8 protein-coding genes and 1 tRNA gene are annotated in these 16,355 nt (G+C 66.1%); 7 read left to right on the top strand and 2 right to left on the bottom strand.

Annotation, left to right across the window (positions count from 1 at the left end; all coding sequences use genetic code 11):
• Positions 1–16: 16 nt before the first annotated feature.
• From LTA6_RS02155 to LTA6_RS02135, 5 genes are all read left to right on the top strand, one after another.
• Positions 17–1,672, top strand: coding sequence for an ABC transporter ATP-binding protein (locus LTA6_RS02155; protein WP_341975821.1), 1,656 nt, complete (start codon positions 17–19; stop codon positions 1,670–1,672).
• A gap of 129 nt (positions 1,673–1,801) precedes the next feature.
• Positions 1,802–2,113, top strand: coding sequence for a hypothetical protein (locus tag LTA6_RS02150; RefSeq protein ID WP_363551208.1), 312 nt, complete (start codon positions 1,802–1,804; stop codon positions 2,111–2,113).
• A 217-nt stretch (positions 2,114–2,330) separates the two neighbouring features.
• Positions 2,331–5,825 (top strand): DNA-directed RNA polymerase subunit beta, encoded by a 3,495-nt coding sequence (locus tag LTA6_RS02145; RefSeq protein ID WP_341975819.1) that lies wholly within the window; start codon positions 2,331–2,333, stop codon positions 5,823–5,825.
• Between the two features lie 81 nt (positions 5,826–5,906).
• Positions 5,907–9,782 (top strand): DNA-directed RNA polymerase subunit beta', encoded by a 3,876-nt coding sequence (gene rpoC / locus LTA6_RS02140; protein WP_341975818.1) that lies wholly within the window; start codon positions 5,907–5,909, stop codon positions 9,780–9,782.
• 233 nt (positions 9,783–10,015) lie between these two features.
• Positions 10,016–13,648: an efflux RND transporter permease subunit gene (locus tag LTA6_RS02135; protein WP_407358537.1), complete on the top strand. Its 3,633-nt coding sequence runs from the start codon at positions 10,016–10,018 to the stop codon at positions 13,646–13,648.
• A gap of 79 nt (positions 13,649–13,727) precedes the next feature.
• Here LTA6_RS02135 and LTA6_RS02130 read toward each other — a convergent pair whose 3' ends face one another.
• Entirely contained in the window at positions 13,728–14,327 is a 600-nt protein-coding gene (locus LTA6_RS02130) for a hypothetical protein (RefSeq protein ID WP_341975815.1), read from the bottom strand.
• Positions 14,328–14,395: 68 nt separating this feature from the next.
• Here LTA6_RS02130 and LTA6_RS02125 point away from each other — a divergent pair, with 68 nt between their 5' ends.
• Positions 14,396–15,325 (top strand): PfkB family carbohydrate kinase, encoded by a 930-nt coding sequence (locus tag LTA6_RS02125; RefSeq protein ID WP_341975814.1) that lies wholly within the window; start codon positions 14,396–14,398, stop codon positions 15,323–15,325.
• An 86-nt stretch (positions 15,326–15,411) separates the two neighbouring features.
• Positions 15,412–15,493 (top strand) — tRNA-Tyr (locus LTA6_RS02120).
• Between the two features lie 84 nt (positions 15,494–15,577).
• Here the strand turns inward: LTA6_RS02120 and LTA6_RS02115 are convergent.
• Positions 15,578–16,276: a FadR/GntR family transcriptional regulator gene (locus tag LTA6_RS02115; protein ID WP_341975813.1), complete on the bottom strand. Its 699-nt coding sequence runs from the start codon at positions 16,274–16,276 to the stop codon at positions 15,578–15,580.
• Between the last annotated feature and the right edge of the window lie 79 nt (positions 16,277–16,355).

The raw sequence follows: 16,355 nt of genomic DNA, 5'->3' as shown, positions 1-16,355 counted from the left end.
CTCGAAGGAGAATCAGATGTCAGGCGCTCCGCTGCTTTCCGTGGAAGGCCTCGCGGTGGACTTCTCGACTATGGACGGCGTCGTCCATGCGGTCGAGGCCGTCGACCTGGAGATCGCCGCCGGTGAGACCGTCGCGATCGTGGGGGAGTCCGGTTCCGGCAAATCCACCACGGCGATGGCGATCATCGGCCTGCTGGCCGGTGGCGGGCGGGTCGCTGCGGGCAGCATCCGCCTCGATGGACGCGAGATCGCGCACGCCTCCGAGCACGAGCTGCGCATGATCCGCGGCCGCGACATCGGTCTCGTGCCGCAGGATCCGATGTCGAACCTCAACCCGGTGGCGAAGATCGGCACCCAGGTCGCCGAGACCCTGCTCGCGCACGGGCTGGCGAACCGCCAGAACGTGCAGGAGAAGGTCGTCGAGGCGCTCACCGCCGCCGGCCTGCCCAATCCGGAAGCGCGGGCCAAGCAGTACCCGCACGAGTTCTCCGGCGGCATGCGTCAGCGCGCGCTGATCGCGATCGGACTCGCCTGCAAGCCGCGGTTGCTCATCGCCGACGAGCCGACGAGCGCCCTCGACGTCACCGTGCAGCAGACGATCCTCGATCAGATCGGCGCGATGACGCGCGAGCTGGGCACGGCCGTGCTGCTCATCACGCACGACCTCGGTCTCGCCGCGGAGCGTGCCGAGCGGGTCATCGTCATGCACCGCGGCAAGGTCGTCGAGCAGGGGCCGGCACGGCAGATCCTGGAGGCTCCGCAGCATCCTTACACTCAGTCGCTCGTCGCCGCGGCTCCGTCCGTCGCCGCTGCGCGCCTGCGTCCGGAGGCGTTCCGGGTCGAGGAGCGCGCGGAGGCCGAGGTCACCGACGAGGCGAAGCCCGCCGACAACATCGTCGAGATCGAGAACCTGACGAAGGTGTATCCGGTGCGCGGTCGCCACGAGGACTTCGTCGCCGTCAACGACGTGTCGCTCTCGATCCCGCGCGGCGAGACGGTCGCGATCGTCGGGGAGTCGGGGTCGGGGAAGACCACCACCGCGCGGATGCTGCTGAAGCTCATCGAGCCGACCAGTGGCCTGATCCGATACGAGGGCCAGGACATCTCGTCGCTGAGCAAGGCGGAGGCCAAGAACTTCCGGCAGAAGGTGCAGCCGATCTTCCAGGACCCCTACTCGAGCCTGAACCCGATGTTCACCATCGAGCGGCTGATCGGGGAGCCCCTGGACTTCTACAAGCGAGGAAGCAGCGCCGATCGCCGCAAGCGTGTGCGGCAGCTCCTCGACGACGTCGCCCTGCCCCAGTCGATGCTTCGTCGCTACCCCTCCGAGCTGTCGGGCGGTCAGCGGCAGCGCGTCGCGATCGCGAGGGCGCTGGCGCTGTCGCCGGAACTGATCGTGTGCGACGAGCCGGTCTCTGCGCTGGACGTGCTCGTGCAGGATCAGGTGCTCAAGCTCCTGCGCGACCTGCAGTCGGAGTACGGATTGTCGTACCTGTTCATCTCGCACGACCTCGCGGTGGTGCGACTGATCAGTGACTATGTGTGCGTGATGAAGGACGGCGCACTCGTCGAGGCGGCATCCTCCGAGGAGATCTTCACGAACCCCCGCGATCCGTACACGCGCCGCCTGCTGGCATCCATCCCCGGCAACGAACTGAACATCGCATCCTGACCGTTTCCCCCGCGCGCAGAGGTCTTGTGCGTCGCGGGGGAGAGGACTAGCTTCACTCTCGTGCGACATCGTCGCGCCCGAGTCGCCGTGGGCGACGACCCGGTGTTTCCTCTGGGGTTAGGGAAGACCATGAAGAAGATGATGTGGGGGTGCGCGCTCGCGCTGGGCCTGGTGCTCGGCAGCGGCGGCACCGCGATGGCCGGCGAGTACAACGGACAGGGCGGTGACGTCCGCGGCGGCGACGGAGCGCACTCCGCCTGCCACTACTCCGGGCGGGATCTGCCGGACGGCGTTGAGGGCAACCCGTTCCCGTTCCTCGACGATGACGCGGTCACCGGCGGGGAGGTCCAGTCCTACGGGATGTACGTGCGTGCAGACATGAAGGGAGCGGTGCCGAGCCCGGGCGAAGCGTGCCGCGGCAACATCCCGCACGAGGAGTAGCAGTCGAAGAAGGTGGATGCGGATGCTTTTACCGCAGCATCCGTAATTGGTCAAGGATTGAGCTTGCCATGTCGTGGATTCGTACGTATAGTTGGTAGTTGCGCTCGTTTCTCCCTGCCCTCATATGGTGGTCGGCAGAAGTTGAGCATTCGGGCGCGCAACCCCACCTGACGACAAAGGAATCAGAAGCCCTGCGGGGCTCACGGAGGTTATTCCCTTGGCTGCTGCTCGCAACGCATCCACATCCACCACCACTAAGAACGGACGCGGAGCTTCCCGTCTTTCGTTCGCCAAGATCTCCGACACCCTGACGGTCCCAGACCTTCTGGCTCTGCAGACCGAGTCCTTCGGTTGGCTCGTCGGCAATGACGACTGGAAGGCCCGCGTGGCCGAGGCCAAGAAGGCCGGCCGCAACGACGTCAACGAGATCTCGGGTCTCGGCGAGATCTTCGAGGAGATCTCCCCGATCGAGGACCTCGGCGAGACGATGCAGCTGTCGTTCACGAACCCGTACCTCGAGCCGGAGAAGTACTCGATCGAGGAGTGCAAGGAGCGTGGCAAGACCTACGCCGCTCCGCTGTACGTCGAGGCCGAGTTCATGAACCACCTCACCGGTGAGATCAAGACCCAGACGGTCTTCATGGGCGACTTCCCGCTGCAGACCGGCAAGGGCACGTTCATCATCAACGGTTCCGAGCGCGTCGTCGTGTCGCAGCTCGTGCGTTCGCCTGGTGTCTACTTCGACAAGACCCCGGACAAGACGTCCGACAAGGACATCGTCTCCGCTCGCGTCATCCCGAGCCGTGGTGCATGGCTCGAGTTCGAGATCGACAAGCGCGACCAGGTCGGCGTGCGCATCGACCGCAAGCGCAAGCAGTCGGTCACGGTGTTCCTCAAGGCGCTGGGTATGACCAGCGAGGAGATCCTCGTCGAGTTCGCCGGCTTCCCCTCCATCGAGGAGACCCTGGCGAAGGACACCATCGTCACGAAGGAAGATGCCCTCCGCGACATCTACCGCAAGCTGCGTCCGGGCGAGCAGGTCGCCGCCGAGGCTGCCCGCGCTCTGCTGGACAACTTCTACTTCAACCCGAAGCGCTACGACCTCGCGAAGGTCGGTCGTTACAAGATCAACCAGAAGCTGGGTCTGGAAGCACCGCTCTCCGCCTCCGTGCTGACGGTCCAGGACATCGTCGAGACGATCAAGTACCTCGTGCGCATCCACGCCGGTGTCGAGACGTTCGAAGGGATCCGCGCCGGTAAGAAGGCCGAGATCCGTCTGGCCACCGACGACATCGACAACTTCGGCAACCGTCGCATCCGCGCGGTCGGCGAGCTGATCCAGAACCAGGTCCGCACCGGTCTGTCCCGCATGGAGCGCGTCGTCCGCGAGCGCATGACCACGCAGGACATCGAGGCGATCACCCCGCAGACCCTGATCAACGTGCGCCCCGTCGTCGCCGCGATCAAGGAGTTCTTCGGAACGTCTCAGCTGTCGCAGTTCATGGACCAGAACAACCCGCTCGCGGGTCTGACCAACAAGCGCCGCCTGTCCGCGCTCGGCCCCGGTGGCCTGAGCCGTGACCGCGCAGGCGTCGAGGTCCGTGACGTCCACCCGTCCCACTACGGCCGCATGTGCCCGATCGAGACCCCGGAAGGCCCGAACATCGGCCTGATCGGTGCGCTCGCGACGTTCGCGCGCATCAACTCCTTCGGCTTCATCGAGACGCCGTACCGCCGGGTCGTCGACGGTCAGGTCACTGACGAGATCGACTACCTCACGGCTTCTGAGGAGAGCGACTTCATCGTCGCTCAGGCCAACGCTCCGCTGAAGAAGGACGGGCACTTCCGCGAGGACCGCGTCCTCGCCCGCCGTCCCGGCGGCGAGGTCGACCTGTTCCACCCGGAAGAGGTCGGCTACATGGACGTCTCGCCGCGCCAGATGGTGTCGGTCGCGACCTCGCTGGTGCCGTTCCTCGAGCACGACGACGCACAGCGCGCCCTCATGGGTGCCAACATGCAGCGTCAGGCTGTGCCGCTGCTGCGCAGCGACTCGCCGCTGGTCGGAACCGGTATGGAGGGCTACACCGCCATCGACGCCGGTGACGTGATCACCGCCGAGAAGGCCGGTGTCGTCACCGAGGTCTCCGCAGACCGCGTCGTCCTCATGCTCGACGAGGGTGGCACCAAGGAGTACTACCTGCGCAAGTTCGACCGCTCCAACCAGGGCACGTCGTACAACCAGAAGGTCGTCGTCTCGGCCGGTGAGCGTGTCGAGGTCGGCGAGGTCATCGCCGACGGACCCGCCACCGAGAACGGCGAGCTCGCGCTCGGTAAGAACCTCCTCGTGGCGTTCATGACCTGGGAAGGCTACAACTTCGAGGATGCGATCATCCTCAGCCAGGACCTCGTCAAGGACGACACCCTCTCCTCGATCCACATCGAGGAGTACGAGGTCGACGCCCGCGACACGAAGCTCGGCAAGGAGGAGATCACCCGTGACCTCCCCAACGTCAGCCCGGAGCTCCTGAAGGATCTCGACGAGCGCGGCATCATCCGCATCGGCGCCGAGGTTCGCCCCGGCGACATCCTCGTCGGCAAGGTCACGCCGAAGGGCGAGACCGAGCTGTCGGCCGAGGAGCGCCTGCTCCGCGCGATCTTCAACGAGAAGAGCCGCGAGGTTCGCGACACGTCGCTGAAGGTTCCGCACGGCGAGCAGGGCACGATCATCGCCGTCAAGGAGTTCAACGCCGAAGACGGCGACGACGAGCTCGGCTCCGGCGTCAACCGCCGCGTCGTGGTCTACATCGCCCAGAAGCGCAAGATCACCGAGGGCGACAAGCTCGCCGGCCGTCACGGCAACAAGGGCGTCATCGCGAAGATCCTCCCGATCGAGGACATGCCGTTCCTCGCGGACGGAACTCCGGTCGACATCGTCCTGAACCCGCTCGGCATCCCGGGTCGAATGAACTTCGGCCAGGTGCTGGAGACCCACCTCGGGTGGATCGCCAAGCAGGGCTGGAAGGTCGAGGGCAACCCCGAGTGGGCAACCAAGCTGCCGAAGGATGCCTTCGAGGCAGCCCCCGGCACCAAGGTCGCCACCCCGGTGTTCGACGGCGCGAGCGAGGAGGAGATCGCAGGTCTCCTCGACGTGACGCTGAAGACGCGTGACGGTGTGCGCCTGGTCGACTCGACCGGCAAGACGCAGCTGTTCGACGGCCGCTCCGGCGAGCCGTTCCCGGCGCCGATCTCGGTGGGCTACATGTACATCCTGAAGCTCCACCACCTGGTCGACGACAAGATCCACGCACGCTCCACTGGTCCGTACTCGATGATCACCCAGCAGCCGCTCGGTGGTAAGGCGCAGTTCGGTGGTCAGCGCTTCGGTGAGATGGAAGTGTGGGCCCTCGAGGCCTACGGTGCCGCTTACGCGCTGCAGGAGCTCCTCACGATCAAGTCCGACGACATCCTCGGCCGCGTCAAGGTGTACGAGGCGATCGTCAAGGGCGAGAACATCCAGGAGCCCGGCATCCCGGAATCGTTCAAGGTGCTCATGAAGGAGATGCAGTCGCTCTGCCTGAACGTCGAGGTTCTCTCGGCCGACGGCACGCTGGTCAACCTCCGCGACACCGACGACGAGGCCTTCCGCGCAGCAGAAGAGCTCGGGATCAACATCTCCAGCCGCTTCGAGGCTGCCTCGATCGACGAGATCTAATCCTTCGGCGGCTCAGGGATCTGATTCCCTGAGCCGCCGAAGCCAGACTTCTCAAAAAGAATTTCCGACACAGGAGAACTAGTGCTCGAGTCAAACACTTTCGATGAGCTTCGCATCGGCCTGGCCACTGCCGACCACATCCGTGCGTGGTCGTACGGCGAGGTCAAGAAGCCTGAGACCATCAACTACCGCACACTGAAGCCGGAGAAGGACGGCCTCTTCGGTGAGCAGATCTTCGGACCCTCCCGCGACTGGGAGTGCGCCTGCGGCAAGTACAAGCGTGTCCGCTTCAAGGGCATCGTCTGCGAGCGCTGCGGCGTGGAGGTCACCAAGAGCTCCGTCCGTCGTGAGCGCATGGGCCACATCGAGCTCGCCGCCCCCGTCACGCACATCTGGTACTTCAAGGGTGTCCCCTCGCGTCTCGGCTACCTGCTCGACATGGCGCCGAAGGACCTCGAGAAGGTCATCTACTTCGCCGCGTACATGGTCATCTCGGTCGACGAGGATGCTCGTCACCGCGACCTCGGCACGCAGGAGAACAACATCCGTCTCGAGCTGAAGACGCTCGGTGATCGTCGCGACGCGAAGATCGCTGAGCGCCTGGCTCGCCTCGAGGAGGAGCTCGCTTCTCTCGAGGCCGAGGGTGCCAAGGCCGACGCGAAGAAGAAGGTCAAGGACGCCGCCGAGAAGGAGATGTCGCTCATCCGCAAGGGTGCAGACGAACAGATCGCCAAGCTCGAGCGCGTGTGGGAAGACTTCCGCACGCTCGAGGTCGGTGCGCTCCGCCCGGAGGACGACGTCTTCCACGAGCTGCAGGACCGCTTCGGTCAGTACTTCGAGGCCTACATGGGCGCCGAGTCGATCCAGCGTCGCCTCGCGGCATTCGACCTGAAGGCCGAAGCAGAGAACCTGCACCTGCAGATCTCTGAGGGCAAGGGCCAGCGCAAGATCCGCGCGATCAAGCGTCTGAAGGTCGTCAACTCGTTCCTGGAGACCGGCATGAGCCCGGCCGCCATGGTGCTCGACGTCGTCCCGGTGATCCCGCCGGAGCTGCGTCCGATGGTGCAGCTCGACGGTGGCCGCTTCGCGACCTCCGACCTCAACGACCTGTACCGCCGCGTGATCAACCGCAACAACCGTCTTCGTCGTCTGATCGACCTCGGTGCCCCCGAGATCATCGTCAACAACGAGAAGCGGATGCTGCAGGAGGCCGTCGACGCTCTGTTCGACAACGGTCGCCGTGGTCGCCCGGTCACCGGTACCGGAAACCGCGCCCTGAAGTCGCTCAGCGACATGCTCAAGGGCAAGCAGGGTCGTTTCCGTCAGAACCTGCTCGGCAAGCGCGTCGACTACTCCGGCCGTTCGGTCATCGTCGTCGGCCCGCAGCTGAAGCTGCACCAGTGCGGTCTGCCCAAGCAGATGGCTCTGGAACTCTTCAAGCCGTTCGTGATCAAGCGCCTGATCGACCTCGGTCACTCGCAGAACATCAAGGCCGCCAAGCGTGCCGTCGAGCGCACCCGTCCCGAGGTCTGGGACGTGCTCGAGGAGATCATCCGCGAGCGTCCGGTGCTGCTGAACCGTGCGCCCACGCTGCACCGTCTCGGCATCCAGGCGTTCGAGCCGCAGCTCGTCGAGGGCAAGGCCATCCAGCTCCACCCGCTCGTCTGCGCGGCGTTCAACGCCGACTTCGACGGTGACCAGATGGCTGTGCACCTGCCGCTTTCGGTCGAGGCTCAGGCCGAGGCCCGCGTGCTGATGCTCGCATCGAACAACATCCTGAAGCCGTCCGACGGCCGCCCGGTGACCCTTCCTTCGCAGGACATGATCATCGGTCTGCACCACCTGACGACGGTCAAGGCCGGCGCCAAGGGTGAAGGTCGCGCGTTCGGCTCGGTCTCCGAGGCGATTCTGGCGAAGGACGAGGGCACCCTCGACCTGCAGGCCAAGGCTCGCATCCGCATCCACGGCCTGACGTTCCTCGAGGGCGAAGCTCCCGAGGGCTACGAGCGCCACGGCCTCGTCGACGCGTCGCTGGGTCAGGCGATCTTCAACGACACCCTCCCGAAGGGCTACCCGTTCGTCCGCGAGCAGGCAGACAAGGGCAAGCTGTCGCAGATCGTCAACAAGCTGGCCGAGGAGTACCCCAAGACCGAGACGGCTGCGACGCTGGACCGCATCAAGGACGCCGGTTTCTACTGGGCAACGCGCTCCGGTGTGACCGTCGCCCTGAGCGACATCCTCACCCCGCCGAACAAGGCGGAGATCGTCGCCGGCTACGAGAAGCAGGCCGCGAAGGTCCAGTCGCAGTACGAGAAGGGTCTCACGACCGACTCGGAGCGTCGCCAGGAGCTCATCAAGATCTGGACCGAAGCGACCGACGAGGTGCAGGCCGCGATGAAGGCCTACTTCCCCGAGGACAACACCATCAACCGCATGGTGACCTCTGGTGCTCGTGGTAACTGGCTGCAGATCCGGAACATCGCCGGTATGCGAGGCCTGGTGAACAACCCGAAGGGTGAGATCATCCCTCGCCCGATCATCTCCTCGTACCGCGAGGGGCTGTCGGTTGCCGAGTACTTCATCGCGACGCACGGTACCCGTAAGGGTCTGGCCGACACCGCTCTGCGTACCGCCGACTCGGGTTACCTGACCCGTCGTCTGGTGGATGTCTCGCAGGACGTCATCATCCGCGAAGAGGACTGCGGCACGTCGAAGGGCCTCGAGCTCCCGATCGCCGCTCCGAACTCGCAGGGCGAGCTCGTGCGCGATGCGAACGTCGAGAACTCGGTGTTCGCTCGTACCCTGGCCTCCGACGTGGTCGACAGCAAGGGCGAGATCCTCGCCTCTGCACATGACGACGTGGGCGACGTGCTCATCGACAAGCTCGTCGGACTCGGCGTGGAGAGCATCAAGGTCCGCTCCGTGCTGACCTGCGACTCCGCCGTCGGTGTCTGCGCGCAGTGCTACGGCCGTTCGCTGGCGACGGGCAAGACCGTCGACATCGGCGAGGCCGTCGGCATCATCGCGGCGCAGTCGATCGGTGAGCCCGGTACCCAGCTGACGATGCGTACGTTCCACACCGGTGGTTCGGCATCGGCGGATGACATCACCCAGGGTCTGCCCCGTGTGCAGGAGCTCTTCGAGGCTCGTACGCCGAAGGCGGCTTCGCCGATCGCCGAGGCCGATGGCCGCATCACGATCGACGAGACCGACAAGGCCAAGAAGGTCATCCTCACGCCCGACAACGGCGACGAGGCAGTGGTCTACCCGGTGCTGAAGCGTGCGACGCTTCTCGTCGAGGACGGCCAGCACGTCACCGTCGGTCAGCCGATCCTCGTCGGCACGCTCGACCCCAAGGAGGTCATGCGTGTCATGGGCGCCCGTGAGGTTCAGCGTTACCTCGTCGGCGGCGTGCAGGGCGTTTACCGCTCGCAGGGTGTGCCGATCCACGACAAGCACATCGAGGTCATCGTTCGTCAGATGCTCCGCAAGGTCACCGTCGTCGATCACGCCGACACGACCCTGCTTCCGGGTGAGATGGTCGACCTCAAGCGCTACCAGGCGATCAACCGCGAGGCTGTCGCCGAGGGCAAGCGCCCGGCGTCGGGTCGTCCGGAGCTGATGGGTATCACGAAGGCGTCGCTCGCGACCGAGTCGTGGCTGTCGGCCGCATCCTTCCAGGAGACGACCCGCGTGCTCACGCAGGCCGCCATGGAGGGCAAGCGCGACCCGCTGGTCGGTCTCAAGGAGAACGTCATCATCGGAAAGCTCATCCCCGCGGGAACCGGACTTGCGAAGTACCGCAACGTCACGGTCGAGGCGACGGAAGAAGCCAAGAGCGAGCGCTACCCGAACCGGATCTTCGCATCCGACGGCGCGTACGCGGACGGCGACTTCGGCTACGTCGACTTCGACGCGTTCTCGACGGACGACATCACCCCCGGTACGTACAACTGAGGTGTGACTGAGTGAAAGAAGGCCCCGGGGTTCGCCCCGGGGCCTTCTTCGTGTGTGTGGCAAGCATTTCGGCGGCGATGAATCGTGCCGTGGTACGACGCGGCCGGTACCAGCGGCGGATGGCAGGAGAAGCCGGACACGGTTTGCTGAGAAAGATCGTTGCTCCACTGCGGCCAGGGCCCGGGAGCGCGACGTCTCTGCTCCGGTCGTACCGAACGAAACTCACCACACACATGACATTCCTCACGCGTGCCAGCCTCGCGAACCGTGCCATCGTCTGCCTGATCACGATCGCCGTCGCGGTCTTCGGCCTCTTCGCGATGACATCGCTCCGCCAGGAGCTGATGCCGTCGATCAAGCAGCCGGGAGCGTACATCTCGGTGGATTCCAGTGGGCTCGCACCGGACCAGATGGTTCAGCTCGCCACGGAGCCCGTCGAGGACGCTCTGAAGGGCGTGAACGGACTCACGTCGATCAGCTCGACGACGCAGACCGGCAGCGCGCAGGTCGCGGTCACGTGGCCGTTCGAGCTCGACGCCGACGAGACTCTTCGTGCGATCAAGGCAGCCGTCGATGCGGTGAAGTCCGCGCTGCCGAAGGATTCCGGTGTGGTCGTGCAGTCGGGATCGGCAGCCGACCTGCCGGCGATGGTCCTCAGCGCCGGTTCGACGAAAGACCCCAACACCTTCGCAGACGCGCTCGAACAGAGCTTCCTGCCCAAGATCCGCGCGGTGACGGGCGTGCGCGAAGCCACGCTGCAGGGCCGTGAGTCGCAGCAGCTCGAGATCTCACTCCGACCGGCAGACGTGGAGCGTCTGAAGGTCGATCCCGCCGTGGTCCTGGCCACCCTGCAGAGCAATGTCGCCGTGCTGTCCGCGGGACAGATCGGCACCGACGCGGGCGAGGTCGCCGTGAACGTCGGCCCGGGCGTGGAGAGCATCGAAGCCATCGGCGCGCTCCCGGTCCAGGTGCAGGACAGCGTCGTCCAGATCCAGGACTTCGCGGATGTCGCCCTGAAGCCCGAACCGGTGGGTTCCATCTCCCGGGTGAATGGGAAGGACGCGCTCACGATCCAGGTCCTGCCCGCCGCCGGTGCGAACGCGGTCGAGATCTCTCACGGGGTGACCGCGATCCTCGACGAGGCCGCTGCCTCGCTGGACGCCGAATTCGTTCCGATCTTCGACCAGGCGCCGTACATCGAGCAGTCGATCGAGGACCTCTCGACCGAGGGCGGCCTCGGCCTCCTGTTCGCGGTCATCATCATCTTCGCGTTCCTGCGGTCCTGGCGTTCGACCGTCATCGCGGCGGTCTCGATTCCGCTCTCGCTTCTGATCACGATGGTCGGACTGCTCTGGTCGAACAACACCCTCAACATCTTCACGCTCGCCGCGCTCACCATCGCGATCGGACGCGTCGTGGATGACTCGATCGTCGTCATCGAGAACATCAACCGGCACGCGGAGAGACGCGTGCCCACGGCGGCGGATATCGTCGCCTCGGTCAAACAGGTCGCAGGCGCGATCATTGCCTCGACGGCCACGACGATCGCCGTGTTCCTGCCGATCGCCTTCGTATCCGGCGTCACGGGGCAGTTGTTCCGGCCGTTCTCGATCACGGTGACGATCGCGTTGGCCGCTTCGCTGGTGGTCGCATTGACCGTCGTTCCTGTCCTGGCGTACCTCTTCCTGCGGCCGCGGGCGCTGCGACGTGCGGCGGCCCAGCAGACAGAAGGGGAGCCGGTCGCGGAGACCGAGACGGTGATGGATGCCGGCGAGTTCGCCCGCGCCGAGATGAGCGCCCCTGAAGACCGCCTGCAGCGCACCTTCATGTCGTTCCTCGGCGCGACGCATCGACGGCCCGTCATCACGCTCGCCGGATCGACCGTCGTGCTCCTCGGGACCTTCTTCCTCGCCACACAGATTCCGACGGACTTCCTCGGAGAATCCGGCCAGCAGAGCATCACCGTGACGCAGAAGCCCGGTGAGGCCGCAGACGTGGAGGCGCGTATTGAAGCGGCCGAACCGGTGGAACGTGCGCTTCAGGGCGTCACGGGGGTCGAGAGCGTGCGATCGACGATCCCCGGAGGCGCGACGAGTGCAGGGGAGGAGAACGTCAACACCTTCGAGGTCACACTCGAGAAGGGTGCGAAGGCGGCGGCCGTGCAGGTCGCCATCGACAAGAAGCTCGCCACGCTCGGAAACCCGAAGCAGTTCGACGTGCTGACCGCCGATTCGAGTGGAGCGGGAGGCGGCATCGAACTGCGCGTGATCGGAAACGATCCGAAGGCGCTGGCGGCCGCGAGCGAGTCTCTGGTCACCGCTCTCGAGGATGCGCGGGGCGTGCAGAAGGCCACCAGCGACATCAGCGGTGAGCAGCCGATCGTGCAGGTCTCCGTCGATCCCCTGAAGGCGGCGGCGCTCGGCTTCGACCAGCAGCAGATCGCCACCGCGATCGCGGCCGCGCTGAACGGAACTCCGGCGGGCAGCGTGGTCCTGGATGGGGAGGAGCGGGATATCGTCATCCGCACCGCCTCCGTCAGCGGCGGCGTGGACGCGGTGGCCGGCATGGTGCTCCCCATCACGCCGAAGCAGACCTCCGACGCGCAGAAGGCGGCGGCCGATCAGCTCGAGGCCGAGCAGAAGCAGAAGGCGCAGGAGCAGAAGGAGGAGGCGGAACGCGAGCTGAACCAGCAGATCGACGACACGGCCTCGCAGCGATCCGACCTCCGTGACCAGCTCGGCATCCTGCGGTCCCAGCTCGCGCAGTTGGAGGCATCCGCTCCCGCCGTGCCTGCACCGAATACACCGGAGGAGCAGGCGGCGATCGACGCGGAGCGCGAGCGGCAGGAGCAGATCGCGGCGATGGTGTCCGCGATCGAGCAGACGCAGGCCGGCATCGAGTCCGCAGACGCGCAGCTCGAGCAGCTTCGTGAGAGCCAGACGGAGTCTGCCGCGCAGCAGGCAGAGGCCGACCGGATGGCGCAGGCGCAGAAGGCGGCGAGCGAGATCCGCGGCACCGCCGTGCGGGTCGGTGACGTCGCGACCGTGACCGAAGCGAAGACCGCTCCGTCGATCTCACGCATCGACGGCGAACGCGTCGTCTCGATCTCGGTCACGCCGAAGAGCGGCCAGCTCGATGCGGCGACCAGTGCCGTCGATGCGGCGACGGCGAAGGTCGAGCTTCCGGCCGGCGTGCGCTACGAGGTGGGCGGAGTCGCCGCCGAGCAGGATGACGCGTTCGGGCAGCTCGGCCTTGCGATGCTCGCTGCGATCGCGCTCGTGCTGCTGGTCATGGTGATGACCTTCCGCAACCTGCGTCAGCCGACGATCCTGCTGATCGCTGTGCCCTTCGCGGCCACCGGAGCGATACTCGCCCTCCTGTTCACGGGGACGCCCCTCGGCCTGCCTGCCCTCATCGGGCTCCTGATGCTGATCGGCATCGTGGTGACGAATGCCATCGTGCTGCTCGACCTGGTGAACAAGCTGAGGGCCGGAGGCGCCGATCTCGACGAGGCGGTGTATCACGGAACCCGCCTGCGCTTGCGGCCGATCCTGATGACAGCGACGGCGACGATCTTCGCCCTGTTGCCGATGTCGCTGGGGATCACCGGCGGCGGGGTGTTCATCTCGAGGCCGCTCGCCGTCGTCGTCATCGGCGGGCTGATCAGCTCGACGCTCCTGACGCTGATGCTCGTGCCGATCCTGTATCTGCTCCTCGAACGCGCACGTGATCGCCGGATCGCCAAGCGCGAGGAACGACGGATGCAGCGCGAAAGCAAGCGACTCGGGACCGACGAGCCGGACGACGGCGACGGCGAGCTCGTGCTCGTGCTCGGCGGTGACGATGAGGCCACGCCTCGCGGCTGACGCCGGACGGCTGACACCGTACGGCTGACCCCGGACGGCTGACCCCGGGCCGCCGCCCTTGCCGGCGCGGCCCGGCGGCTCAGCCGAAGAGGTGCTCGACGATGCTCGAGGTGTAGCCGCTCGGCGCCAGGTTCGAGAAGCGGGTGTCGATGAGGATGTCGTCGCGCCAGAACAGCGTGCGTCCGTCGGTCACCGGGTACTGCGTGTTCGGCCAGGTCTTCTCGCAGCGTGTGCCGCCGTCGGGCGTGAAGCAGGTGAAGCCCTCGGTGTTCGCAAGGGCGTTGAGCATGTCGAGCGCGGGGCCGCGATTCATCGCCGAGATCGTCGTGACGAGACGGGTGGTGTCCGCACGCGGATCGGCCCAGGCGCAGATGAGCGAACCGTCATCCTGTACTCCTGTGGGTCCGAAGGCGGCGTCGTTCAGCGGCACGTCCTCGAGTTGGGCGAGCACGTCATCGGAGAGGATCGCTCGGCAATCCGTCGGCAACGCGATCCCCTTCGTCGGTGTCGGGCTTGGCGATGCAGTCGGCGACTTCGTCTCGTCAGGGGTCGGTGATTCGCTGGTGCCGGGGCTCGTTGACGCGCTCGGCGAGCCCGCGTCCGGCGACTCGGACGCGCAGCCTGCGAGAACGGTGGCGAGCAGCAGTGCGGCGGCGCCGGCGACGAGTCGTGCATTCATGGCCACACCGTATCGCTCGCGGAACCCCGGGGATAGGGGGAAACACCGCACCGCGATAGTGTCGGCGAGTGAGCACAGCTTTTTCCTCCGCCGGATCGGTCGTCGTCGTCGGCGATGCACTGATCGATGAGATCCACGACCACGCCGGAGTGCGAGAACTCGTGGGGGGAGCGGCGTTGAACGTCGCCGTCGGTCTGCGCAGACTCGGGGTGTCCACGACATTGATCGCGATGGTCGGCGATGATGAGGCCGGTGATCACATTCGCGAGTATCTTCGCGATCACGACGTGGCGCTGGTATCGAGTCCGAGCCCGCACGGATCTTCTCGGGCGATCGTGCAGCGCTCGGCGAGCGGTGAGCCGGAGTACGTCTTCAACGAGGCGGCGAAGCGGCGCAGCATCCGCTATTCCGCCGAGGCGCGGCAGGCGATCTCGGAGGCTGGGCTCGTCGCGGTCAGCTGCTTCCCGTTCGACGTTCCTGCCGAAGTGGATGCCTTTGCAGAGGCGCTGGACGGCGCACGCCTCGCGATCGATCCGAACCCCCGTGCGGGGATGCTGAGCGATCGGGACGAGTTCGTTCGCGGTTTCGAAAGCCTCGCTGCGCGGGCGGAGATCGTGAAGGTCGGAACGGACGACGCCGCGCTCCTCTACGGCGGGGATCTCGATGCGCTCCGCGCTCGTCTGAGAGGGCTGGGCGTCGGTGCGGTGCTCGCCACCGCCGGGGTGGATGGCGCGATCATCGAGGCGGATGCCGGCATCGTGGCTGCTCCGATCTCGACGCTCCCTGGACCGGTCGTCGACACGGTCGGGGCGGGGGACTCGACCCTCGCCGCGGTGGTGGCTGGGCTGGTCGGATCGGCGCCGCGCACGACGGGCGAGTGGGACGCACTGCTGCGCCGCGCCATGGACATCGCCGCCGCGACCTGCCGTGCCGAGGGCGGTTTGCTGCGCACTCCGGAGTCGCTGGCCGAGGCGGAACGCGGCGTCTACGGAAGCTGAGGCTTCGATTTCATGCGCTGGCCGATCGCCGGTATGATAATTCTTCGTGCCCCCGGTTGGCTGTTCAAGTCGGACGGGTGCGCATTGGCGAGTTACCCTAGCGGCCAAAGGGATCTGACTGTAAATCAGACGGCTCAGCCTTCGGGGGTTCGAATCCCTCACTCGCCACAGCACAGAAGAAGGGCCCCGCATCGCGGGGCCCTTCTTGCATTCTCGGTGTACGAGCGGATGCTCCGCGCTCACACCTCGGGGTCAGTACGAGGCGGTGGCGACGTTCTGCACGGCCAGCGCGACTTGGCCGACATGGTTTGCCATCGCTTCTCGGGCTTTCACGGGGGAGCCTGATGCGATCGCGTCCACGATCTGGGCGTGTTCGATGTTCGACGCCCGTTGCCGCGCTTGAGTGACGTTCAAGAACTCGGACTGGAGATCGAGCGCCTGACGAGTCGACGCGACCACCGAGATGAGTACGGGGTTCCGGCTCGCTTCCGCGATCGCCACATGCAGCTCACCGTCCAATGCCACCCAGGCCCGGAGGTCCTCTGCGGCGTCGAGTGCGGCGAGAATCCGATGCAGGTTCTCGAGCTGGGCCGGAGTGTGCCGTTCAGCCGCATAGCCGGCGGTGGGCACTTCGACATGCTGTCGGGCCTCGATGAGGTCCTGGGCGCTGAACTCGCCGAAGACGAGCTGAGACGCCGGACTCTTCTTGACGACGAAGGTGCCGCTTCCTGTGCGGGTCTCGGTGAGCCCCAGCGTCGCGCATGCGTGCAGCGCTTCGCGCACAACCGAACGACTGACTCCGAATTCGCCGGCGAGAGTCAACTCGGACGGAAGGCGGTCGCCGATCTCGTAGTCGTCGCCTCGGATCATCGCGTTGAGCGCTCTGAATGCCGCCTCAGTCGCACTGATCCTCTCAAGGCCCGGCTTCGTCGGCTCACCTGGCGCACTCATCCCACCACTATATGGCTGCCCCGAGCGGGCGGCTTCGCTGCTGATACGGAGCGGTGGACCGTACGTCGTGCTTGTGCTC

It is taken from the genome of Microbacterium sp. LTA6 (assembly GCF_045690355.1).
Classification (GTDB): Bacteria; Actinomycetota; Actinomycetes; order Actinomycetales; family Microbacteriaceae; genus Microbacterium.
Note: the sequence above shows the minus strand (reverse complement) of the source record. Positions and strands in the feature narration are given on the sequence as shown.